Raw genomic sequence first — 22,248 nt, 5'->3', positions numbered from 1 at the left:
ATGCAAAAAACTGCCCCGGCCGTCACATCGATGTCAATGTAGGTGGGACCAATTGCAGAACATCCGTGCCTCCACCGCGCGGGAAAGGGCAACGCGACTGCCGTGTCGGATGCGACAATGCACCACCGCCGGGTTGCGGGCGGTCGCGCCTAGGATGGACGGGACAGCAACGCAAAGCACGCGCATGTCCGATCCTCCCGACGACAGGATCGTTCCGATCCGCTCGTTGCAAGGCGCCCGGCTCGACGAGGGCTTTGATGCAACGCTTGCGGACCTCGAGGCGCGCCGCGATGAACTCGTGCAAATCATCTCGCGTCTCACCGACGGCTTGAGCGTGATCGATCAGGCCGCCGTTGGCGGATCAGCCCAGTCGGCGCGCGATCTGCTCGATCTGCTGGCCACGGCCAAAGCCCAGCTGAACGAGGTGACGGCCATCATCGAAAAGCTGCGGTCGTCCTGAAGCTCCGGCGCGGCAGGCGGCCAATGTGACCGCGCCCACAGAGTTGCCGCGCCGATCCCCGATACGCTTCCTTCGACGACGAAGGAGAAAAGACGTGATCCGCAAGACATACCCGGCCGCTGATCCTGCGCCGAACGTCGGACTTCCCTGCGTCATCCTTCCCGCCTAAGTTCAAACGTCTGGGGAGTGAGGACAACGCAATGAGAAAGCTTGCCGCCATCGCAGCGGTTCTGGTCTGGTCGACATGCGCATTCGCGCAGGATCGCACCATCACCGTGGCCTCGACGACGTCGACGGAACAGTCGGGCCTGTTTGGTTACCTGCTGCCGTTGTTCTCGAAGGCGGAGGGCATCGAGGTGAAGGTCGTTGCCGTCGGCACCGGCCAGGCCCTCGATATCGGGCGGCGCGGCGATGCCGACGTGGTGTTCGTGCATGACAGGCCGGCCGAGGACAAGTTCATGTCCGAGGGGCAGGGCGTGAAGCGCTTCGACGTGATGTACAATGACTTCATCATTGTCGGTCCGAAGAGCGATCCCGCAAAGATCGCCGGCGGCAAGGACGTCACGGATGCGCTGCGCAAGATCGCGGCGGCGAAGGCGCCATTCATCTCGCGCGGCGACAAGTCCGGCACCCATGCGGCCGAGCTGAGATTGTGGAAGGAGGCGGGCGTCGATATCGGCGCCGGCAAGGACAGCTGGTATCGCGAGATCGGGCAGGGCATGGGTCCGGCGCTGAACATGGCCTCGTCGTCGAACGCCTATCTTCTGTCGGACCGTGGCACCTGGCTGTCGTTCAAGAACCGCGGCGAGCTTGCCGTCCTGACCGAGGGCGACAAGCGGCTGTTCAACCAGTATGGCGTCATGCTGGTGAATCCGGCGACGCATGCGAATGTGAAGGCGAAGGACGGACAGGCCTTCATCGACTGGCTGGTCTCGCCGAAGGGGCAGGACGCGATCGCCGGCTACAAGGTCGGCGGCGAGCAGCTATTTTTCCCCAACGCGTCCCACTAGCAGGAAGGCGACGGTCGACACCGCCACGCTGAGCGCGAGCAGGATCAGCCCGAGCCCGAGTGCCAGCGGCAGGTCGCCCTTGCTGGTCTCCAGTGCGATCGCCGTCGTCATCGTGCGCGTGAAGCCGCGGATGTTGCCACCGACGATGATGATGGCGCCGACCTCGGCGATCGCGCGTCCGAACGCCGCGAGAAAGGCCGTCAGCAGCGATGTCCGGCCGAGCGCGAACAGCAAGCCGATGCTGCGCAGCGTCGATAGTCCGTCGATCCGCGCGAGGTCGCCATACTCCGCCCAAAGCAGGCTCGCCGGCCGGTGCACCAGCGCGACCACGATCGGGGTCGCAAGCAGGGTCTGCGCGATCACCATGGCGGTCGGCGTGAACAACAGTCCGGCTGCCCCAAGCGGGCCGGACCGCGACAGCAGAAGATAGAGCGCAAGCCCGACCACGACCGGCGGAAGGCCGAGCAGCGCATTGGTCAGCACGATGACGACCTGCCGCCCGCGGAATCGGGTGATCGCGAGCAGCGCCCCGAAGGGCGCGCCGATCAGCAGCGCGACGATGCCGGCGGTCAGGCTGACACGAACCGACAGCGCGACGATGCCGAGCAGCTCGGCGTCGGCCTCGCCGATCAGCGTGAGCGCGGCGCCGATGGATCGCGCGAAATCGTTCATCCGGCCGGACGCCGTCGCGCCGGCAGGAGATCAAGCACCAGATCCGAAGGGCGGCAAAGCCTGACGTCGTTCGGGGTCACCACGATCGGCCTGTTGATCAGGATCGGATGTACCACCATCGCTTCGAGCCGCTGGTCATCCGTCAGTGCGGGGTTGTCGAGCCCGAGCTCCGTATTGGGCGCCGCCTTTTCGCGGACCGCCTCGCGCACCGAAATCCCCATGCGCGCGATGGATTGCTGCAACGGGGCTCGCGAGGGTGGCGTCTTCAAATATTCGACCACGTGCGGCTCGATGCCGGCACTCCCGATCGTGGCAAGCGCGCTGCGCGACGTGCCGCAATCGGGATTGTGGTAGATGATCACGTCCATTCGAAAGCCCCCGGGCCTGGACCTTCGCGCGTTCTCGCCGCTGCGAGCCGGCAACAGGCCTTCCGCGGGACTAAATCACGATTCACGGCGAGATTTCCAGAAGGATCGCGGTCGCGCGGCTGGCACTGGGAACGTGGATGCCCGGGACAGGCCCGGGCATGACGGTTGCTCGTTTCCAAGCTTCAGCGCTTGACGTTAGCCGATGCCGAAATCGAGGGCGCGCCAAGGCTCTGCTGCCAGTAGCGCTCGATCTGGTCGACCAGGGCGGCCGGCAGCGGCACGTAATTGAGCGTCTCGGCCTGGGCCTTTCCGTTCTCCAGCGACCAGCGCATGAAGTCGATGGCCGCTGCCGATCGTTCCTCGGATTTCGGCGCCTTCGGCATCAGCACGAACGTCGTGGCTGTGATGGGGTAGGCGTCTTCGCCGGGCGCGTTGGTGAGCACGAGATGGAAATCTTTCTCCGCCTTCCAGTCCGCGCTCGAGGCCGCGGACTGGAACGATGCGGCGTCGGGGACGACGAAATTGCCGGCGCTGTTCTGCACGACGCCAAATGAGATTCTGTCTAGCCGTTGCAGCGCGTAAGTGTATTCGAGATAGCCGATCGAACCGGGCACGAGGCTGACGAGCGAGGCGACGCCGTCATTACCCTTGCCGCCGAGACCAAGTGGCCACTCGACCGAGGTGCCTTCGCCCACGCTCGTCTTCCACTGCGGGCTGACCTTCGAGAGGTAGTTCGACCAGTTGAACGTCGTGCCGGATCCGTCGATGCGATGAACCACCGTGATCGCAGTGTTCGGCAGCCTGATGTCGGGGTTGATCGCGCGAATGGCCGGATCGTTCCATGATTTCAGCTTGCCGAGATAGATGTCGGCGAGCATCTGGCCGGTGAAGCGGATCTGGCCGGGCTTGACTCCATCGATATTGACCACCGGCACGACGCCTCCGATCACGATCGGGAATTGCATCATGCCGAGCCTGTCCAGCTCCTTGGGATCAAGCGGCATGTCGCTTGCGCCGAAGTCGACGGCCTCTTTCTTGATCAGGCCGACGCCGATGCTCGAGCCGACCGCCTGATAGCTGACGGTGTTGCCGGTCTTCGTCTTGTATGCGTCGATCCATTTCGCCATCACGGGCGAAACGAAGGTTGAGCCGGCTCCCTTGGTCTCGGCCGCCAGGCTTTGCGTGGCGACGAGCAGAGCGGTGAAGAGGACGGGGAGAGTGAGATGCTTCATCATGCGGCCGAGGCTAGCAGGCCGGCCAAGAAGCAGATGTGGCCTGTGTCACAAAGACGTCCTGGCCGGTGCTCGCTGGCGCGCCCTCGGCACCCCTGCAGTGGCCGGGCAAAATGCGCACAAATCAGCCCGCCGGGGCATCGAATCGCACCTCTCCGCGGCGGAAGAGCGGCTTTATTCCCGCCCGAGATGCTTTAAGGAGGGGGCAGGATCAGGTCGCACCCGCCCGGCGGCGGTGCTAGACCCTGATGCAGGAACAATGGGGCCGGGCCGTCTGGCACGCCCGCAAGGATGAAGGATACGAGGCAATGATCAACACGGTTGGCATCATCGGGGCAGGGACCATGGGGAACGGCATCGCGCAGATTTGTGCCGCGGCCGGGCTCTCGGTCGTGATGGTCGACATCTCCGATGCGGCGGTGAACCGCGGGCTGTCGACCGTCGGCGGCAGCCTCGAGCGCCTGGTCAAGAAGGAGAAGATGTCGGCGGCCGATCGCGAGGAGGCTCTCAAGCGCATCACCGGCACCACCGACCGCGCGAAGCTCGCCGATTGCGACCTCGTCATCGAGGCCGCGACCGAGAACGAGGAGCTCAAGGTCAAGATCCTGAAGGACCTCTGCGCCACGCTGTCGCCGCGCACGCTGCTCGCGACCAACACCTCCTCGATCTCGATCACGAAGCTTGCCGCCGCAACCGATCGTCCCGATCGCTTCATCGGCATGCACTTCTTCAACCCGGTGCCGGTGATGGCGCTGCTGGAACTCATCCGCGGCTTGCAGACCTCCGACGACACCCACGCCAAGGCGCTGGATTTCGCCAAGCGGGTCGGCAAGGTGGCGATCACGGCCAAGAACAGCCCCGGCTTCGCCGTCAACCGCATCCTGTGCCCGATGATCAACGAGGCGATCTTTGCGCTCCAGGAAGGGATCGCAACCGCTGAGGAGATCGATGCCGGCATGAAGCTCGGCTGCAACCATCCGATCGGGCCACTGGCGCTCGCCGACCTCGTCGGGCTCGACACCATGCTTTCGGTGATGGAGGTCTTCTATAAGGGCTTCAACGACCCCAAGTACCGTCCGGCCCCCTTGCTCAAGGAAATGGTCGATGCCGGCCATCTCGGCCGCAAGACCGGCCAGGGCTTCTACACCTATAGCGCCTGATGGCGCGGGCGGCGGGTGCTCTGCATCCGCCGCCCGATCCCCGCAATTTGCGCTGCGACAAAGACGCCGCGTGCAATTGGCCCGACAATGTCGAACGGGCGGCCTGCGGGAACAAATGAACGGATAACGAAGGACATGTCGGATCGACTGAAGGCCGAGCGCGAGGCGGCGGCCGCGCGGCGGAACCTGCTGACCCAGGATGCGATCGAGCGCACCGGGATCACCGAGGAGATGATCGGGGAGCTCGTCACCCGCTTCTACGGACGCGTGCGCGAGGATGGGCTGCTGGGGCCGGTCTTTGCGATCGTGCAGAATTGGGACGAGCATCTCGCCAAACTCAAGGATTTCTGGTCGTCGGTCGTGCTGATGAGTGGCCGCTATCATGGTTCGCCGATGCGGGCGCATGTGCCGCTCAGCTTGGTCGGCGATCATTTCGATCGCTGGCTCGATCTGTTCGAGCAGACCGCGCGCGAGGTCTGTCCGCCGCCGGCGGCCGCGCTCTTCATCGACAAGGCGCGACGTATCGCCGACAGTTTTGAGATGGCGTCGGCGACCATCGCCGGCCGTATCGCTGCGCCGCGTCACGTGCTCCGGTCCTGACGACAGCAAATCTGCCTGTAAAACGTGCAGTTGTGTCGCTTCGAGGTTGTGCTGCGCGGCCAATAACGCGTTGCACCAATTCCCGCATCATCGGTCTGATCTGCAAAATCATCATGCCGATCGCGCGACGCGACGTTGCAATTGCAAATATGCGCTGGAACGCATTCATTTGCGTTCAACCAAAGCGAGCAAAGACATATTGATGCGCTGCGGCGCCAACTCTCCGCCTTTTTTTCGGCAGAGTTCCAGCGCCTGCTAGCGTGCATGTCGCGCGCATCGTTCAACACCACCCCCTCATCGTCCGAGAGCACCGCGGAGTCTGAAGTCGACGCGGGTACAGAACAGACGCGGCGAACGCTGCTGCTTGGCGCGCTCGCCACGACCGCCTGCCTTGGTTGTTCCACGCAGGCGCGCGCGGGCGAGGATCCGCCAGGCTCCGACGAACGTCCGCAGAAGGGTGATCTCCTCGTCTTCTCCGAAGGCGAACAGGAGGGAAAGCTCATCACCGCGGCCGATCTCCCGGCCGGTGGACCGCCGGTCCATGCGTGGCCGAAGGATCCCAACACGTCGGTGGTGCGCAGCGCATCGCGCCTCAACGAAATCCTGATCATCCGGCTCGATCCCGCCGAGCTCGACGAGAAGACCCGCGCGCGTGCCGTCGACGGCATCCTGGCCTATTCGGCGATCTGCTCGCATGCCGGCTGTCCCGTCACCGCCTGGGTCAAGAGCGATGTCGGCGACAAGGACGTGTTCAAGTGCATGTGTCACAACTCCGAATACGATCCCCGCGAGGGCGCGCAGGTCGTGTTCGGACCGGCGCCGCGGCGGCTTGCCGCGCTGCCGCTCGCGCTCGCTGACGGTTCGCTCAGCGTCGCCGGCAACTTCATCGGAAAGGTAGGTGGCGTGCAGCCAGGATGACGGACGGTGCGGGTTGTGCCCGCGTCACGAGAGGCCGCATCCGCCGATGGGCGGACGACGGGACGAACGACAAGAATTCAAAACAAGAATTCAAACGGATGAAAAAGGGGAACGTTCATGACCAGGAAGCAATGGTTACTGTCCGGCTTCGTCGCCTTCACGTGCCTTGTCTCGACCGTCGCCGTCGCCGGCCCGATCGAGAACTACGCGCCGGTCACCCAGCAGCGGCTGGAAAATCCGGAACCCGGCAACTGGATGCTCTATCGGCGCACCTATGACGGACAGGGCTACAGCCCGCTCGACCAGATCAACACCTCGAACGTCAAGAATCTCACACCGGTCTGGACCTTTGCCACCGGCGTGGTCGAAGGCCACGAGGCGCCGCCGATCGTCAACAATGGCGTGATGTTCGTGGCGACCCCGATGGGGCAGGTGATCGCGCTGAACGCGAAGACCGGCGACGAATATTGGCGCTACAAGCGGCAGCTTCCCGACGACCTCTTTCAGCTGCATCCGACCAACCGCGGCGTCGGTCTCTGGGAGGACAAGCTTTATCTCGCCACCACCGACGACCATGTCGTCGCGCTCGACGCCAAGACCGGCAAGGTGGTGTGGGACACCAAGGTGCAGGACTACAAGAAGGGCCAGTACATGACCCTGATGCCGCTGGTCGTCGAGGGCAAGGTCATCGTCGGAGGCTCCGGCGGTGAACTCGGCGTGCGCGGTTACGTCGCCGCATACGATGCCAAGGACGGCAAGGAGTTGTGGCGCACCTTCACCATCCCCGGCGAGGGCGAGCCCGGTCACGATACCTGGCAGGGCGACGACTGGAAGACCGGCGGTGGCTCCGCCTGGATGACCGGCAATTACGACAAGGACACCAAGACGATCTACTGGGGCGTCGGTAACGCCGCGCCATGGCCTGGCGAGACGCATCCCGGCGACAATCTCTACACCTCCTCGGTGCTCGCGCTCGATCCCAGCAATGGGAAGATCAAGACCTACCACCAGTACCACCAGAACGATTCCTGGGACTGGGACGAGGTCGAAGCACCGATCCTGGTCGACCTGCAACGCGACGGTCGCACCATCAAGAGCCTGATCCATCCGGGCCGCGACGCGATCTTCTGGGTGCTCGAGCGCACCCCGACCAAGATCAACTACGTCGCAGGCTGGCCCTTCGTCGCGACCGATGTCTGGAAGGGCATCGATGCCGAGAGCGGCAAGCCGATCGTCGATCCTGCGCACAAGCCGGTCATCGGCAAGCGGGTCGAGTTCTGTCCGTCGCTGTGGGGGGGCAAGGACTGGCCGTCGGCGGCCTACAGCCAGAGGACCGGGCTCGTCTACGTGCCCGCCAACGAGAATTTCTGCGGCGGCTTCACCGGAGAGAAGGTTCCGCTCAAGGCGGGCGAACTCTGGCTCGGCACCAAGCCGGAGGACATCGGCCTGACGACGAAGCCCGGCGCCGATCATTTCGGCGAGCTCCAGGCCTGGGATCCCGTCACCGGCAAGAAGGTGTGGCAGCACAATTTCCCGAAGTCGCAGCTGTTCGGCTCGGTGACGGCGACCGCAGGCGATCTCGTCTTCGTCGGCGGCACCAACGACCGCAACTTCCGCGCCTTCAATGCCAAGACCGGGGAGCTGCTGTGGGAGCAGAAGACCAACTCCGGCATCATGGGCATGCCGTCGTCCTATGAGATCGACGGCACGCAATACATCGCGATCCAGTCGGGATGGGGCGTCGACGCGCAGCGCATCCAGGATGCGCTCGCGACCAACAATATCGGCATCGAATCCAATGTGCCGCAGGGCGGCGTGATCTGGGTGTTCGCGCTGAAGAAATAAGCTCCGCGGGCGAATCGAAGGAAGCGGAGCGTCAGGGGGCAAATGCGGCGGACGGCAACGTCCGCCGCATTTTGCGTGTGCGGTAAGGATTGTTGCTCGCGCCACGAACTCGTCATGCCCGGGCTTGTCCCGCCTGCGCGGCCGAAGCCGCTTCGGCGAGGCGAAGGCCCGGGCATCCACGTTCTTCGTGCCGCGGCAGAGGTCGTGGATGGCCGGGACAAGCCCGGCCATGGCGGCGAGCGGCGGTATGTGGGCGCAGGCGCTGGACCGCTACTTCCCCTGCCGATCAACCTTGTCCTTTTCCTTCTGGTTCATCTCCTGAACCTTCGGATCGGAGCTGGTCTGCCCGGTGGCCTGTGTGGTCGAAGGCGGCGGGGCGCCGGCGTTGGGAAGCGAGTTCTGGTCCGGCGCGGTGGGGCGCGTGGCGGTGGTCGGCGGGGTGGTGTTGCTTTGAGCGAACGCAGCCGTGGTCGTCATGAAAAAGGCGCCCGACAGCAACGAGACTGCGAGCGCCTTTGAGATGTTGGTCATCGATCTGCTCCTGTCAGATCGATGGAAACGGCGCGAGGCCGCTCAATGTTCCGCCTTAGGCCTCCAATTGCTTGCCGAGCGGAAGGCTGCGGATACGCTTTCCGGTCGCGGCGAAGATCGCGTTCATCAGCGCGGGTGCGAACGGCGGAACACCGGGCTCGCCGACGCCGCTCGGCGGCGTGTCGGGTCCGGGCGGGACGATGTAGACGTTGGTTACAAGAGGAGATTCATCCATCCTGAGGACCTGGAAGTCGTCGAAGTTCTTCTGCTCCACCTTGCCGTCCTTGAAGGTGATCGCGCCGTATTTGGCGACGCTCAGCCCCATGATCGCCGCGCCCTCCATCTGCGAGGCGATGCGCTCGGGATTGACATAGGTGCCGCAGTCGATCGCGGTGTCGACCCGCGGCACCGTCAGCTTGCCCTTCTCGTCGACGGCCACCTCGACGATGGTCGCGATGTAGCTGACGAAGCTTCGGTGCACGGCAATTCCGAGGCCGTGGCCTTTCGGCACCTGACGGCCCCATTCGCCCTTCTCGGCGACCAGCTCGACCACCTTGCGCAGGCGCGCGGTGTCGATCGGGTAGCTGTCATAGGGCTCGCCGTAGTTCCACATGTCCTTCACCGCCGGCTTGACGATGCGGGGACTGCCGATCAGCGCGAGCAGCGTCTCCTTCTGGTCGCGCCCGGTCGCCTGCGCGATCTCGCCGACCATCGACTGCACCGCAAAGGCCCGCGGGATGTTCGAGACCGAACGGAACCAGCCGATGCGGGTGAATGCCGCGGCTTCCGGGTTCTCGCAGGAGATGTTGGCGATCTCGAACGGCATGTCGACGAGGCCCATGCCGAGCTCGAAGGGCGCCTGGTGGTTTGCACCCGCGGCGAAGGTCGAGGCGATGCTCGGGGCCACGCTGCGGTGGCGCCAGGCGATCACCTTGCCGTTCTTGTCGAGCCCCGCCTCGATCCGCTCGACAGAGACGGTGTGCAGGAAGTCGTGACGGACGTCGTCCTCGCGTGTCCATTGCACCTTCACCGGCGTGCCGAGCTCCTTCGACAGCAGTGCGGCCTCGAGCGCGAAGTCGCATTTCGACTTGCGGCCGAAACCGCCGCCAAGCAGCGTGACGTTCACCGTGACGTTGTCCTCGGGAATGCCGAGCGTCTTGGCGACGTCCTCGCGGGTGCCGCCGGGACTCTGCACCGGCGCCCAGATCTCCGCCCTGTCACCCTTGACGTCGGCGACCGCCACCGGCGGCTCCATGCTGACATGGGCGAGGTGCGGCAGATAGTATTCGCCGACGACGACCTTGTCGGCGGCCTTCAGCGCAGCGTCTGCGTCACCCTCCTGGCGCACGACGAGGCCCGGTTTGCGCGAGGCTTCCTCGAGCTCCTTGCGATAGGCGACCGAGTCGTATTTGCCGTTGGCGCCGTCGTCCCAGGTCAGCTTCAGCGCGTCGCGGCCCTTGATCGCCGCGCCGGTGTTGCGCGCGATCACCGCGACGCCGCCGAGCGGCTGGAATTTCGACGGCCACGGCCAGCCGCGCACCTGCATCACCTTCTCGACGCCGGGGACCTTCAGCGCCGCGTCCGGATCGAACGAGACCAGCTTGCCGCCGGTCACCGGCGGGCGCGCGATGACCGCATATTTCATGCCTGGCAGGCGTACGTCGGCGCCGTAGCGCGCCTTGCCGGTGGTGATGTCGTGGAGATCGACGATGCTGATCTGGCCCTTGCCGAGATAACGGAAGTCCTTGGGGTCCTTCAGCTTGAGGCCTTCGATGCTCGGCACCGATTCCTTGGCTGCGTCCGCGGCGAGTTCGCCGAAGCCGAGCTTGCGGCCGCTGGCGCTATGGACGACCTCGTGGTTGACGGCCTTGACCTCGGTCGCCGGCACGCCCCAGCGCTTGGCCGCGGCCTGCTCCAGCATGGTGCGGGCGGAGGCACCGATCTGGCGCATCGGGATCAGATAATGCCGCGTGCTGCGCGAGCCGTCGGTGTCCTGGTTGCCGAACTTGACCTCGTCGCCATGGGCCTGCTGCACTTTGACCCTGGACCAGTCGGCTTCCATCTCTTCGGCGACGATCAGCGGCAGGCTGGTGCGCACGCCGGTGCCCATTTCAGCGCGGTGGGCGAGGATGGTGACGGTGCCGTCGGGCGCAACGGCAACGAAGACGCGGGGATCGACCACGACGCCGTGCGGCATCTTGCCGGCGCCGGTCTCATAGGCGAAGGCCTGGCGTGACATCACGGGGGCGGCGAGCACGAAGCCGCCGGTGACGCCGAGCCCCTTCAGGATGCTGCGGCGCGAGACCTTCTCGACCTTGAGGTTCTTTTCGAAGCCACGGAGCTTCGTCGGGTTCTCGATGAAATTCATGTCACACTCCCGTCGATGCGAGATGGACCGCGTTCTCGATGCGCTGGTAGCAGCCGCAGCGGCAGATGTTGCCGGCCATCGCTTCGCGGATCTGGTCGTGTGACGGCTTGGGATTCTCCATCAGCAGCGCGGCGGCCTGCATGATCTGGCCAGCCTGGCAGAAGCCGCATTGGGGCACGTTGACCTGGCGCCAGGCCTTCTGGACGGGGTGGTCGCCGTTCGGATGCAGCCCTTCGATGGTGGTCACCTCGCGCCCGGCGACGTCGTTGATCGACGTGATGCAGGCGCGCACGGCCTCCTTGTCGACGATGACGGTGCAGGCGCCGCACAGGGCCTGGCCGCAGCCGAACTTGGTGCCGGTCAGGCCGGCCTCGTCACGCAGGAACCAGAGTAGCGGGAGATCCGGGTCGCCGTCCCAGCTCTGTTCCTGGCCGTTGATCTTCACCTTGATCATGATGGTCCCTCGCTCTTCATAAGCATGTCGATTTGAACATTGCCGACCCAGGTCGGCGCACTGCCCGTTTCGTCGTGTCGCCGCATCCCGGCTTGTTCTCCCGCGCGGGCAGATCCCGGCAGCAAGCAGGAATGCGAATCGTGATGTCCGGATGTGCTCGATACCTCCCGTCTTATTCTTGATTGATTGAATTCGCGCGGCATCGTGACGACGCGACCGTAGCAGAGACCGCGCCGGCCCGGCGTTCACAGCCGGGTGTTGTTGAAGGGAAAAGTTGCAACGAAGGTTTGTCAAAAGCAGGGCGCGGCATCACGCCCCTGCGCCTGCGAAATGTGCACGACGAAAAAAGCTTCGTCCGGCAGAGACTGCGCGGACGAAGCAGGATGCCTCAGTCGAGGGAGGGAGAACGCAGCGGCGCGGACTTCGAGGGGGAAGTGGGCGGCACTGCGCAGTCATTCAGAGACCAGGACTGAGGAGCTCATCTGAGGAGCTCATGGCGCTCGCGTCTGCCTCGTGCGATGCGGCGGCATCGCAGCGATTTGGTCGAGGGCCGGACCGTCCGGCTCGCTGGCGATGGTCGGGGCCAGCGAGCGGACGGGCACGGCGAAGGTCTGACGTCCTTGTTCAGGCGGCCTTGTCAGGCAGCCTTGTCAGGCAGCCTTGTCAGGCAGCCTTGGCTTTCGCCACGTGGGTCGCGATCGCGTCCATCAGCGCCGGCGATAGGCAGTCATAGGGCTCGAGCCCGATTTCCTTCAGCCGCGAGCGGATGCCTGCCATCTGTTCCGGCTTCACGCCGGATTCAATCACGGAGGAGACGAAGGCGGCGAATTGCGGCGCCTGCGAGCCCTGCTCCTGGAACAGCTCGGGATGGATGAAGTCGAGGCCGTAGAACGGATGGCCCTTGTTCTCGATGCGGCCGTACATGTGGGTGCCGCAAGCCTTGCAGGCGTGCCGCTGGATCACCGCCGAGGGATCGACGATCTGGAGCTTGTCGCCGTTCTCGGTCACGCTGACGTTCTGGCGCGGCACCACGGCGACCACCGAGAAGTTCGCGCCTTGCGGCTTCCAGCACTTGGTGCAGCCGCAGGCGTGGTTATGGGCGACATCGCCCTTCACCGCGACCTTGACCGGGTGGTCCGTGCATTTGCAGACCAGTGTGCCGCCGGCAAAGTTGCCGCTGCCCTGTTTGACGCCGTTATCGATCGAGGGATGGAGTGCAACAGTCATGGGTCGATCCTCCTTGGGTGTGACGCTTTCGAGCTAGAACACGACGACTGAACGGATGGATTTGCCCTCGTGCATGAGGTCAAAACCCTTGTTGATCTCCTCGAGCTTGAGCACGTGGGTGATCATCGGATCGATCTGGATCTTTCCGTTCATGTACCAGTCGACGATCTTGGGCACGTCGGTGCGGCCGCGCGCGCCGCCGAAGGCCGTGCCGCGCCAGTTGCGCCCGGTGACGAGCTGGAACGGGCGGGTGGCGATCTCCTTGCCGGATTCGGCAACGCCGATGATGATCGAGGTGCCCCAGCCGCGATGGCAGGCTTCCAGCGCCTGGCGCATCACGGTGGTGTTGCCGGTGCAATCGAAGGTGTAGTCGGCACCACCGTCGGTCAGGTTGACCAGATGCGCGACGATGTCGCCGGTGATCTTCTTGGGGTTGACGAACTCGGTCATGCCGAACCGGCGGCCCCAATCCTCCTTGGAGTCGTTGATGTCGACGCCGATGATCTTGTCGGCGCCGGCCATCTTGGCGCCCTGGATCACGTTGAGGCCGATGCCGCCGAGGCCGAACACGACCACGTTGGAGCCCGGCGTGACCTTGGCGGTGTTGACGACGGCGCCGACGCCGGTGGTGACGCCGCAGCCGATGTAGCAGCTCTTGTCGAACGGCGCGTCCTCGCGGATCTTGGCGACGGCGATCTCCGGCAGCACGGTGAAGTTCGAGAAGGTCGAGCAGCCCATGTAGTGGTAGACCGGCTTGCCCTTGTAGGAGAAGCGGCTGGTGCCATCAGGCATCACGCCCTTGCCCTGCGTCGCGCGAATCGCGGTGCAGAGATTGGTCTTCTGGCTCAGGCAGCTTTTGCACTGCCGGCACTCCGGCGTGTAGAGCGGGATGACGTGGTCGCCCGGTTTCACCGAGGTCACGCCCGGTCCGATCTCGCGGATGATACCGGCGCCCTCATGACCCAGGATCGACGGGAAGATTCCTTCGCTGTCGAAGCCGTCGAGCGTGTAGGCGTCGGTATGGCAGATGCCCGTCGCCTTGATCTCGACCAGGACTTCGCCGGCCTTCGGTCCTTCCAGATCGACTTCGACGATCTCGAGTGGTTTCTTGGCTTCGAAAGCAACGGCGGCACGTGTCTTCATCGTAAACTCCTCAAATTCTCGCAGGACGCCACGAGGTGGTATCGGTCCTGGTAACCTTCATTTCTTGCCCATGCAGGCGTCTTCCGCCTTGGTGTAGGTCTCGTTCTTCTCATCCTTCTTGGAGGGACGTTGACGGCCCCACGCCTCGTCGGAGCGGGCGCGCAGATAGACGTAGAGATCGTCCATGTAGCAGGCGACGTTCGGGTTGTCGCCGAAGGCAGGCATGACGTTCTCCTGCGCGGTCGAGATGTTCTTGCGACCGGAGGCGACGACGCCGAGGAAGTCGCCGTAGCTCATGGTCTTGACCGAATCCTTCAACGCCGGTGCGTAGGTGGATCCCATGCCGTCGGGGCCATGGCAGACGTGGCAGTCGGAGTGATAGCGGCGATATCCGGAATAGGTGAACCAGTCCACGGTGCCGTCGGCCGAAATCTTGTAGGTCGGGTTTCCTTCCTTATCGAGCCACTTTCCGTCGTCTTCCTTCTTGACGGCGGTCGGGTCGCCCGGACCGTCCGCAACGGCAATTCCCCCCGAGGTCACGAAGATGGTCGCAGCGATGACAAAGCAGATTTTACGCAAGAGATGATCCTCGAAGGCGTTCGGTGGAGACGAGCCGGCGCGTGGAGTTGATCCACGCGCCGGAGCGACACGAAGGTGAGGCTAGTTCGCCGCTGGCAGCGAGAACACGGTCAGCGTACCGCCGAGTGCCGTGTAGTTGCTGAGAGCCGCGTAGCCACCGACTGCGCCGAGACCGGCGGTCGGATCGGTCAGACCAGCTGCCAGACCGATACCGGCCCAGCCGCCCACGCCGGAGAGCACTGCGACATACTGCTTGCCGCCGTTCTCATAGGTGGTGACGTTGCCGATGATGCCGGAGGGAGTCTTGAACTTGTAGAGCTCCTTACCGGTCTTGGCGTCGACCGCCTTCAGGTAGCCTTCGAGCGTGCCGTAGAACACCACGCCGCCGGCGGTTGCGAGCGCACCCGACCAGACCGAGAACTGCTCCTTGTTCGACCAGACGATCTTGCCGGTCTTGCCGTCCCAGGCGATGAAATTACCCATATGGGTTTCACCCTGCGGCGGATACATCGAGAGCGTCGCACCCACATAGGGCTGGCCCGCGGTGTAGCTCACCTTGAACGGCTCGTAGTCCATGCAGACGTGGTTGGTCGGAACGTAGAACAGCTGCGTGTCCGGCGAGTAGGCTGCCGGCTGCTCGTCCTTGGTACCGAGCGCGGCCGGGCAGATGCCCTTGGTGTTGTGATCCTCGCCGCCCTTTTCAGTCGAGGCCGCGTCGAGAACCTTCGGGCGGCCATAGGTCGGTGAGTTCTTGTCCATGTCGACGCCGGAGGTCCAGTTCACCTTCGGGTCGTATTTCTCGGCGACCAGCAGTTCGCCGGTGACACGATCCATCGTGTAGGCGAGGCCGTTGCGGTCGAAATGGGTCAGCAGCTTGCGCGGTTGGCCGTTGATCGACTGATCCGAGAGGATCATTTCGTTGACGCCGTCATAATCCCACTCATCGTGCGGCGTCATCTGGTAGACCCACTTGGCCACGCCGGTGTCGGCATTGCGGGCCCAGATCGTCATCGACCATTTGTTGTCGCCTGGACGTTGCTTCGGGTTCCAGGTCGAGGGATTGCCTGATCCGTAATAGATCAGGTTCAGCTCAGGATCAAAGGAGATCCAACCCCAGGTGGCGCCGCCGCCAATCTTCCACTGATCGCCCTGCCAGGTCTTGAGGCTGGAGTCCTTGCCGACCGGCTTGCCGAGAGCGGTGGTCTTCTCGGCATCGACCAAGATTTGATCATCAGGCCCTCCCGAGTAACCGCGCCAAGCCAACTTGCCCGTTTTGAGATCGTAAGCCGTCATGTGAGCCTGGACGCCAAACTCGCCACCGGAAATGCCAACCAGGACCTTGTCCTTGACGACGAGCGCCGCAGAGGTTCCGGTCTCGCCCTTAGTGGGATCGCCGTTCTTCACAGACCAGGCGACCTGGCCGGTCTTGGCGTCGAGCGCAACCAGTGTGGTGTCAGCCTGATGCAGGATGATCTTGCCGTCGCCGTAAGACAGGCCGCGGTTGACCGTGTCGCAGCACATCACCGGGATGACGTTCGGATCCTGCTTCGGCTCGTACTTCCAGATGATCTTGTTCTCGTTGGAAAGGTCAAGAGCATAGACCTTGTTCGGGAACGGTGTATGGACGTACATCACGTTGCCGATGATCAGCGGGCCGCCTTCGTGGCCGCGCAGCACGCCGGTGGAGAAGGTCCAGGCGACCTGGAGCTTGCCTACGTTTTGTGCGTTGATCTGGTTCAGCTTGGAATAGCGGGTATTGGCGTAGTCGCCCGCCGGCATGACCCAGTCTTTGGGATTCTGCGACATCTTGATCAGCTCGTCATTGGCTGACGCGCTGCCGACGGCGAGCATCGCCGCGGAGCCAAGATAGGTCGCCATTAGCACCTTGCGCATAGTCATTCCTCCGTTGGTCTCGTTTATTGTTTCCGAAGCATTGCTTAATCACCGGGCTTCTCGTCCGGCGTCTGCTCGTGCAGGGCGGTCACGTTTGGGACCAGAAACGATGCTGTGCTGTTTCCTCCTCCGGATGAGAGCTACGGGTCCACGTGCAGGAGAGGCCCGTTTTTGTTGTTCCTGCCGCAATCCCTAACGACTTCGTCATCGGGAAACTTGCCCAAGAGGGAAGCCGGTTTGCTTGACAGCGCACGGACGCAAAGTTTTTGATTTTGCAGTAGCGAATTCAGCGGCTTCCGCGCGCCTTCGCGACCGCCTTCGACGCTCAGGTTCCCCTTGACGGCGCTGCAACTAAGGCGGAGGATTAACCGTCAAGGGTGGCAATGGAACGATCGCGCTCGTTGCAAGAGACCGCTCAAATTCGAGGTAAACGTCACGCAATCATGGCTGAGGGCTCCGGCAGCGCTGGTTGCGATTCGCGTCGAATCTGCAGATGAAACCAGCGGCTGGATTAATGTCCGACACCATTCACACGCTCTCGACGACCGGCCTGACGCCGAAGCGGCAGATCCAGAGCTGGATCGACGGGCTGACAAGCCTGTGTGGGCATTTCGACGTCGATCCGCTCGAGGCGTCCTCGCTCGAGGGCCGCATCGACTACACGAGCGTCTCGCGCCTGAAGCTCTGCCAGATCGAGGTCAGCCAGCATCGCATCGCGCACACGCTGGCGCGCGCCAAAGCCAATGAACACCCGTACATCAAGATCCACTTCCAGACCTACGGCGTGTCCTATTTCGAGCAGGAAGGCCGCCACATCGAGCTGAACCCGGGCGACATCATCGCCTATGACGTCTCGTGTCCGCATTCCATCATCAGCCCTGCCTTCACCCGCCACGACGTGGTGATCGTGCCGAAGGCCTTGCTGCGTGACCGTGGGTTCCCGTCGCAGCGGATGCCGGCCTGCAAATTGTCGGCGAAGACCGGGACGGGGAGGATCGCCCATGATTTCGTCCATGCCACCTTCGACGAGGCGGCCAAGCTGTCGGCGAACAGCGCGGTCGGTGTCGCCGATTCGCTGATCGACCTCTTGCTGCTGCCGTTGCGCGAAGCGGACACGATGTTCGATCGCGTCGGGCCCGAGGCGATGTATGTGCGCGCGCAATTCTTCATCCGCGAGCACCTGCGCGATCCGGATCTGTGCATCGACCAGATCTCCGCCGAGCTCGGCTGCTCCAAGCGCTATCTGCACATGCTGTTCTCCGAGCGCGGCACCACGGTGAGCGACTACATCTGGCAGGCGCGCTTGCAGAATTGCCGCCAGGAGCTCGAGGCGCACGGCGGCAAGACCATCACCGACGTCGCCTTCTCCTGGGGCTTCTCCAGCTCATCGCATTTCAGCCGCGTGTTCCGGAAATATTTTGGCGTGGTGCCGTCCTCGATCCACAAGGCCCAGCAAGGCGCCGCGGCCTCGGGTGAGCATTAGGCGAGCGCCGCAGCCGACGCAGGCCGCGCGGCGATATCTCTCAGGCCGATATGGCGACGTAGGGAATGCTGGTCACGAGAGCGACCAGCAGCACCGCGTTGCCCAGCATGCCGCTCCAATGCAGCCGGCGCAGCCGGCGCGGGGCTTCAGCATCGCCTGCGTCCCTCGCGCGGAGCTGGTCGTCGATCCGTTGCATGAACCAGCGGCGCCCGTAGATGGCCAAGGCTGCAATCAGCCCAACGCCCATCGCGGCGACCAGGCGACCGTCGAGCAGGAAAGCCAGCGCCCCGATCACGCCGGCGACGCGCATCACCAGAAAATGGGCGTTGAACATCCCACGCAAGAGCTGGGCGACGGGCTGGATATCGAGCTTCACCAGCAGGAAGGCGGGCGAGGCCAGCGTGAAATAGCCCATCGGAAAGAGCAGGATGATCATGACGGCAACGGCGACGCCATCCGGTGTCATGCGATCGGCCTTTCTTGTCCGCCGGTGAGGGGGCGGTACCGGCGCACAATCATAGCGGGAAAGTGCGGTTCCGACACTAGGCTTTGGTCGGATGCCGGGTTGCGATGGGACAGCCCGGTGCGCCGCGCAAGGTTCAGGCCGGCTCGAGGCCGAGCGACCGCGCGCTCTCGATCCAGATCGGCAACTCGTGCTGATACAGGGCATTGGTCTCCTTGAAGCCGATGGCCGGCTCGAGCACGAAGGTCGCGAGAACCTCCTTCACCTTCGGATCGCTGTTGGCGGCGACGCAGAGCGCCGCCAGGCGGTCGACCACCGGCTGCGGCGTCGCCTTCGGCACGGCCCAGCCGGAGAAGCCGCTCACGGTGAAGAATTTCGACGTTGCGTCCTGCTCCGGGAGGGTCTTGATGGCGGGGATCGCGTCGACCTTCTTCGAATGCACGGCGAACACAGTGCCGCGATCGCTTTGCAGGACGGACTGCGCCGCCGTGTAGCTGCCCATTGCGGCATCGAGCGTGCCTTCCAGCATCCCCGTCCACATCGGCGCCTCGCCGCGGTAATGGACCGGCTCGATGTTGAGACCGTACTGCTTGTTGAGCTCGTTGATCGTCATGTGCGGGGCCGAGCCCGCGCTATAGGTGCCGAAGTTGACCTTGCCGCTCTTGCGGGCGAAGGCGACGAAATCCTCCAGCGTCTTGACCCCGGTCTTGGGGTTCGCGACCAGCAACAGGCCGGCGCCCGGAATGACGCTGACCAGCGTCAGATCCTTGTCCATGTCGTAGCCGGGATTCTTCATCACGACCCGGTTCATGATGTAGGTGGTCGAGATCGAGCACAGGATGGTGTGGCCGTCGGGCTCGGCGCGGGCGACCTCTGCGGTGCCGATCGCGCCGGAGGCGCCGGGCTTGTTCTCGACCACGACGGTCTTACCGACCTGCTTGGAGATGAATTCGCCATAGGCGCGCGCGAGCAAATCGGTCTGTCCGCCGGCGGGATAGCTGCAAATCATGCGGATCTGCCGCGACGGCCAATTGCCTTGCGATGCGCCTTGCGCCGAGGCGCCGCGCGCGACGAAGGGCATCGCGAGTGCACTGGTACCGGCGGCGATGAAGTGGCGGCGATCGAATTTTGCGGGCATGATTCCCTCCTGATTTTTGCCGACCCTACTGCATCAGGCTGGGGTGGTAGGCGAGACAGATTGGCGCATTTGACAGGGCCGCGCGGTGCCCATTTTGTGCGTCATCCGGGCGATCGGGTCTTCCGCATCACCCGCAGCCAGACGATCTCGGTCAGGGCTACCGCAATCAGGCCGAACGCACCGCCGATCAGCACGTTGACGATGCGCTCCTCGGCGATGCCGCTGGCGCCGCCGGCAAAGGATGCAGCGAGCGCAATGAAGAAGCAGCGCAGGCAGAAGCCGACGACGTAGCGGGAGAACGAGATCAGGGTGAGGGTGGCCGCGAGAATCGCGATGGCGTAGCCGACGCGGCTTTGCGGCAGGGCAAGGCCCGCGAGAAAGCCGAGCGGCGCGCCGACGAAGGCGCCGATCGCCCGCTGCTTCAGCTTGCCGGTGGACGCTGTGAGGTCGCCGACCACGACGCTTGCGGCCGACCACATCACCCATTGCCCCTGCGCGAGGTTGAAGATCTCGACCAGGGCGGCTGCGGCAAAGACCGCCATGGCGGTTGCCGCTGCGGGCAGAAACCAGTCGACCGCGGGCGGTCCGAACGAGGTCGCGGCATAGCCGCGCAGCCGCTGGTCGTAAATCTGGATAGCGCAGACGAGCGCCAGCGCGATCGGAGAGGAGGCGATGATCACGCCGGCATGACGTATTGCTTCCGAGGCGCTCACGCCCTCCCGCACCTCGCAGGCGAGATAGACGGCGGGGATGAACACCCAATTGCCGAGCGTACGGAAATGTTCGCCGTAGCGCGTCCCCGCCACCGCAAGGAAGCCGGCGAGCGCCGTCAGCACCACGAATAGCGGCTTGACCGGAGCTGCAAGGAAAAGCGCGGCAAAGGTGACGAGGATGGCGAGATAATGCGACGCGACGACTTTTGGCGGAAAGTGCTGCCTGAGCGCCGGAATGAGCAGCGAGACCGCGACGAGCCCCAGGTTCAGCAGCGCCGTCTCGCGCGCGATGAAATAGGCGGTGACCATCGGGCCGACGACGATCAGCGCGCGCAGGAGCTCGCCGGTCTTGACTTCGCGGGAGAGGAGATCGCGCAGGTTGGTGGCAGAGGGTGTCGTGGGGGGATTCACGGGGCACCAAAGGGGCGAACGAAACGCTATGCATACCACGGAAATGTGGTCGGCACTTTGGCGTGTGGAGCGACGGTCGCACCACACCCTCGCTGTCATCGCCCGGCTTGACCGGGCGATCCAGTATTCCAGAGGCGCTTGCGATTGAATCGAGAGGCCGCGGCGTACTGGATGCCCCGCCTGCCGCCTACGCTAAAGCTTCGGCGCCCCTAGACCTCAGCCCCGGCGAAGCCTTGGCGTAGCCGGGTCGCGGGGCATGACACCGGTGATGTGGTGGCACGTGAGGCCACCTCACCTTTGAATGATCTTCGCCCAGACATCGCCGAGCACCGCAGGCTCGCGCGGCGGCAGATAGGTGAGGCCGGCCTGCTTGCCGAATTCGGCGATCTTGCCCTCGGCGGCAAGGCTGGTCAGCGCCTTGTTGACCGCGTCGATCAGTGCGCCGTCGCTGGCGAGCCCGACATAGCCGCGATTGGCGCCGATCGGATAATAATAGCCCGACGCGGTGATCGTCGTGTCGGGATGCGCGGCGCGGTGGGCATCGAAGCGGCCGAGGTCGATCAGCGTCGCGTCATGGTCGCCGCGCTGGAGCGCGCCGAGGAGATCGTCGCGGCCGGGGACGAAATGGGTGATGCTGTCGATCAGGCGGCCCTTGTCGAAGGTCATCAGGATGGCATCGCCCAGCGAGCCGCTCTCGATCGCAAGGCGAAGGCCGGCGAGATCGCCGATGTCGCCGATCTTGCGGCCCTGCGCTTTCGGCCCGAGTACCACCGTCATCGGCGAATAGACGTAGGGCTGGCTGGGCGCGAGCACGCCGAGCGCGACGCGGCGGCGGCGGTCGTCGCGCGTGGCCCCGGCGAAATCCGGCAAGCGTGCCGTCTTCATGCCGGGCTTGACGAGGGAATCCGTCGTCAGCGCATAGCCGCCGACCAGCGAGCAGCGCCCATCGGAGAGCAAGGCGTTGGCCTCGAGCTGCGGGCTCGAATCCTCGTCCAGCTTGCTCTCGAACCACTGGATCTTCAGCGGCCGGCCGATCCGGTCCGCGATCGCCTGCGCCAGCAGCACGTCGAAGCCTGAATCCGGCTTGCCCTTGCGATGCATCGAGAGCGGCGGCCGATCCTCATCGAGGCAAACCTTCAGCGGCTCGTCGGCCGCGCGCGCGGCGGTGGTCGCCGCCGCGAGGATCGCGGCAACGCTCCATGCGGCGAGCCAGGGTCTCATGGCTTTCTCCTGCTCGAGACGAAGGCCCAGAGATTGCCGATCTCGTCGTCGCTCAAAATGTCGGCCCAGGGCGGCATCTTGTTGTTCTTGCCGTTCTTCACCGTGGTGACGAAGCGCGTCTTGTCGTCGGGAAAGGCGCGCAGGTCCGGCGTGATGGTGCCGGAATTCATCATGTTGGGGCCGTGGCAGTGCGAGCATTTCGAAGTATAGGTCGACTTGCCATAGTCGATCTGTGCCTGCACGGGATTGCCGGTTGCATCGTCCGCGGCACGAACGGTCGCCGCAAGCGCGACCGTCAGCACCGCGACGGTGGCGATCGTCGCCACCGTCTTGTGAGATATGTCCTTCAGCATCGGGCC

General features: G+C 64.2%; 22 protein-coding genes. 7 read left to right on the top strand and 15 right to left on the bottom strand.

Annotation, left to right across the window (positions count from 1 at the left end; all coding sequences use genetic code 11):
* Positions 1 to 52 precede the first annotated feature (52 nt).
* Together ABIA90_RS35070 and ABIA90_RS35065 are read left to right on the top strand one after the other, a co-directional pair.
* On the top strand, positions 53 to 460 hold the full coding sequence (locus ABIA90_RS35070; protein WP_354120380.1) for a hypothetical protein: 408 nt from the start codon (positions 53 to 55) through the stop codon (positions 458 to 460).
* A 200-nt stretch (positions 461 to 660) separates the two neighbouring features.
* Positions 661 to 1,470: an ABC transporter substrate-binding protein gene (locus ABIA90_RS35065; protein WP_354076712.1), complete on the top strand. Its 810-nt coding sequence runs from the start codon at positions 661 to 663 to the stop codon at positions 1,468 to 1,470.
* Here ABIA90_RS35065 and ABIA90_RS35060 read toward each other — a convergent pair.
* The 3 genes from ABIA90_RS35060 to pstS all read right to left on the bottom strand — a co-directional run bounded on the left by ABIA90_RS35060 (position 1,444) and on the right by pstS (position 3,745).
* Positions 1,444 to 2,142, bottom strand: coding sequence for an ABC transporter permease (locus ABIA90_RS35060; protein WP_085405650.1), 699 nt, complete (start codon positions 2,140 to 2,142; stop codon positions 1,444 to 1,446). The genes ABIA90_RS35065 and ABIA90_RS35060 overlap by 27 nt on opposite strands.
* Positions 2,139 to 2,510, bottom strand: coding sequence for an arsenate reductase (glutaredoxin) (gene arsC / locus ABIA90_RS35055; protein WP_354120381.1), 372 nt, complete (start codon positions 2,508 to 2,510; stop codon positions 2,139 to 2,141). Before arsC ends, ABIA90_RS35060 begins: the two co-directional genes overlap by 4 nt.
* Before the next feature lie 182 nt (positions 2,511 to 2,692).
* On the bottom strand, positions 2,693 to 3,745 hold the full coding sequence (gene pstS, locus ABIA90_RS35050) for a phosphate ABC transporter substrate-binding protein PstS (protein WP_354120382.1): 1,053 nt from the start codon (positions 3,743 to 3,745) through the stop codon (positions 2,693 to 2,695).
* A gap of 245 nt (positions 3,746 to 3,990) precedes the next feature.
* Between pstS and ABIA90_RS35045 the strand changes: the two genes are divergently transcribed.
* The 4 genes from ABIA90_RS35045 (at position 3,991) to ABIA90_RS35030 (ending at position 8,265) form a co-directional block, all read left to right on the top strand.
* Positions 3,991 to 4,902, top strand: coding sequence for a 3-hydroxybutyryl-CoA dehydrogenase (locus ABIA90_RS35045; RefSeq protein ID WP_354120383.1), 912 nt, complete (start codon positions 3,991 to 3,993; stop codon positions 4,900 to 4,902).
* Between the two features lie 135 nt (positions 4,903 to 5,037).
* On the top strand, positions 5,038 to 5,502 hold the full coding sequence (locus tag ABIA90_RS35040; RefSeq protein WP_166343232.1) for a group III truncated hemoglobin: 465 nt from the start codon (positions 5,038 to 5,040) through the stop codon (positions 5,500 to 5,502).
* Positions 5,503 to 5,766: 264 nt separating this feature from the next.
* Entirely contained in the window at positions 5,767 to 6,420 is a 654-nt protein-coding gene (locus ABIA90_RS35035) for a QcrA and Rieske domain-containing protein (protein WP_354076703.1), read from the top strand.
* Between the two features lie 117 nt (positions 6,421 to 6,537).
* A complete protein-coding gene (locus ABIA90_RS35030) occupies positions 6,538 to 8,265 on the top strand; it encodes a methanol/ethanol family PQQ-dependent dehydrogenase (RefSeq protein ID WP_354120384.1) in 1,728 nt (575 codons plus the stop codon).
* 270 nt (positions 8,266 to 8,535) lie between these two features.
* Here the strand turns inward: ABIA90_RS35030 and ABIA90_RS35025 are convergent, their stop codons facing one another.
* From ABIA90_RS35025 to xoxF5, 7 genes are all read right to left on the bottom strand, one after another.
* Positions 8,536 to 8,796, bottom strand: a complete 261-nt coding sequence (locus ABIA90_RS35025) for a hypothetical protein (protein WP_354120385.1) — start codon at positions 8,794 to 8,796, stop codon at positions 8,536 to 8,538.
* 55 nt (positions 8,797 to 8,851) lie between these two features.
* The gene (locus tag ABIA90_RS35020; RefSeq protein WP_354120386.1) at positions 8,852 to 11,164 is read right to left on the bottom strand and encodes a xanthine dehydrogenase family protein molybdopterin-binding subunit; all 2,313 of its coding nucleotides are present in this window, start codon (positions 11,162 to 11,164) and stop codon (positions 8,852 to 8,854) included.
* A 1-nt stretch (position 11,165) separates the two neighbouring features.
* Positions 11,166 to 11,618: a (2Fe-2S)-binding protein gene (locus tag ABIA90_RS35015; RefSeq protein WP_085405661.1), complete on the bottom strand. Its 453-nt coding sequence runs from the start codon at positions 11,616 to 11,618 to the stop codon at positions 11,166 to 11,168.
* 663 nt (positions 11,619 to 12,281) lie between these two features.
* On the bottom strand, positions 12,282 to 12,845 hold the full coding sequence (gene gfa, locus ABIA90_RS35010; RefSeq protein ID WP_166100510.1) for an S-(hydroxymethyl)glutathione synthase: 564 nt from the start codon (positions 12,843 to 12,845) through the stop codon (positions 12,282 to 12,284).
* A 33-nt stretch (positions 12,846 to 12,878) separates the two neighbouring features.
* Positions 12,879 to 13,988 carry an S-(hydroxymethyl)glutathione dehydrogenase/class III alcohol dehydrogenase gene (locus ABIA90_RS35005; RefSeq protein WP_014493614.1) on the bottom strand — a complete coding sequence of 370 codons (1,110 nt, stop codon included), beginning with the start codon at positions 13,986 to 13,988 and terminating at the stop codon, positions 12,879 to 12,881.
* Positions 13,989 to 14,045: 57 nt separating this feature from the next.
* Positions 14,046 to 14,567 carry a c-type cytochrome, methanol metabolism-related gene (locus ABIA90_RS35000; RefSeq protein WP_207794581.1) on the bottom strand — a complete coding sequence of 174 codons (522 nt, stop codon included), beginning with the start codon at positions 14,565 to 14,567 and terminating at the stop codon, positions 14,046 to 14,048.
* Between the two features lie 81 nt (positions 14,568 to 14,648).
* Entirely contained in the window at positions 14,649 to 16,460 is a 1,812-nt protein-coding gene (gene xoxF5 / locus ABIA90_RS34995) for a lanthanide-dependent methanol dehydrogenase XoxF5 (protein WP_063981978.1), read from the bottom strand.
* Positions 16,461 to 16,974: 514 nt separating this feature from the next.
* Between xoxF5 and ABIA90_RS34990 the strand changes: the two genes are divergently transcribed.
* Positions 16,975 to 17,943 carry a helix-turn-helix domain-containing protein gene (locus ABIA90_RS34990; RefSeq protein WP_014493617.1) on the top strand — a complete coding sequence of 323 codons (969 nt, stop codon included), beginning with the start codon at positions 16,975 to 16,977 and terminating at the stop codon, positions 17,941 to 17,943.
* A 40-nt stretch (positions 17,944 to 17,983) separates the two neighbouring features.
* Here the strand turns inward: ABIA90_RS34990 and ABIA90_RS34985 are convergent, their stop codons facing one another.
* The 5 genes from ABIA90_RS34985 to ABIA90_RS34965 form a co-directional block, all read right to left on the bottom strand.
* Positions 17,984 to 18,409 carry a hypothetical protein gene (locus tag ABIA90_RS34985; RefSeq protein ID WP_259256575.1) on the bottom strand — a complete coding sequence of 142 codons (426 nt, stop codon included), beginning with the start codon at positions 18,407 to 18,409 and terminating at the stop codon, positions 17,984 to 17,986.
* 133 nt (positions 18,410 to 18,542) lie between these two features.
* On the bottom strand, positions 18,543 to 19,544 hold the full coding sequence (locus tag ABIA90_RS34980) for a Bug family tripartite tricarboxylate transporter substrate binding protein (protein ID WP_354120387.1): 1,002 nt from the start codon (positions 19,542 to 19,544) through the stop codon (positions 18,543 to 18,545).
* A 101-nt stretch (positions 19,545 to 19,645) separates the two neighbouring features.
* Complete coding sequence (locus tag ABIA90_RS34975) at positions 19,646 to 20,668, bottom strand: FUSC family protein (protein ID WP_354120388.1); 1,023 nt, start codon at positions 20,666 to 20,668, stop codon at positions 19,646 to 19,648.
* Between the two features lie 291 nt (positions 20,669 to 20,959).
* Complete coding sequence (locus ABIA90_RS34970; RefSeq protein ID WP_354120389.1) at positions 20,960 to 21,889, bottom strand: type 2 periplasmic-binding domain-containing protein; 930 nt, start codon at positions 21,887 to 21,889, stop codon at positions 20,960 to 20,962.
* The gene (locus tag ABIA90_RS34965) at positions 21,886 to 22,242 is read right to left on the bottom strand and encodes a c-type cytochrome (RefSeq protein WP_063981983.1); all 357 of its coding nucleotides are present in this window, start codon (positions 22,240 to 22,242) and stop codon (positions 21,886 to 21,888) included. The genes ABIA90_RS34970 and ABIA90_RS34965 overlap by 4 nt, the downstream gene beginning before the upstream one ends.
* Positions 22,243 to 22,248: the final 6 nt, after the last annotated feature.

This window comes from Bradyrhizobium sp. LA6.8, assembly GCF_040547935.1.
Taxonomy (GTDB): Bacteria; Pseudomonadota; Alphaproteobacteria; order Rhizobiales; family Xanthobacteraceae; genus Bradyrhizobium; species Bradyrhizobium barranii.
The sequence above is the reverse complement of the archived record's forward strand: the minus strand, read 5'-3'. Positions and strand labels throughout refer to the sequence as shown.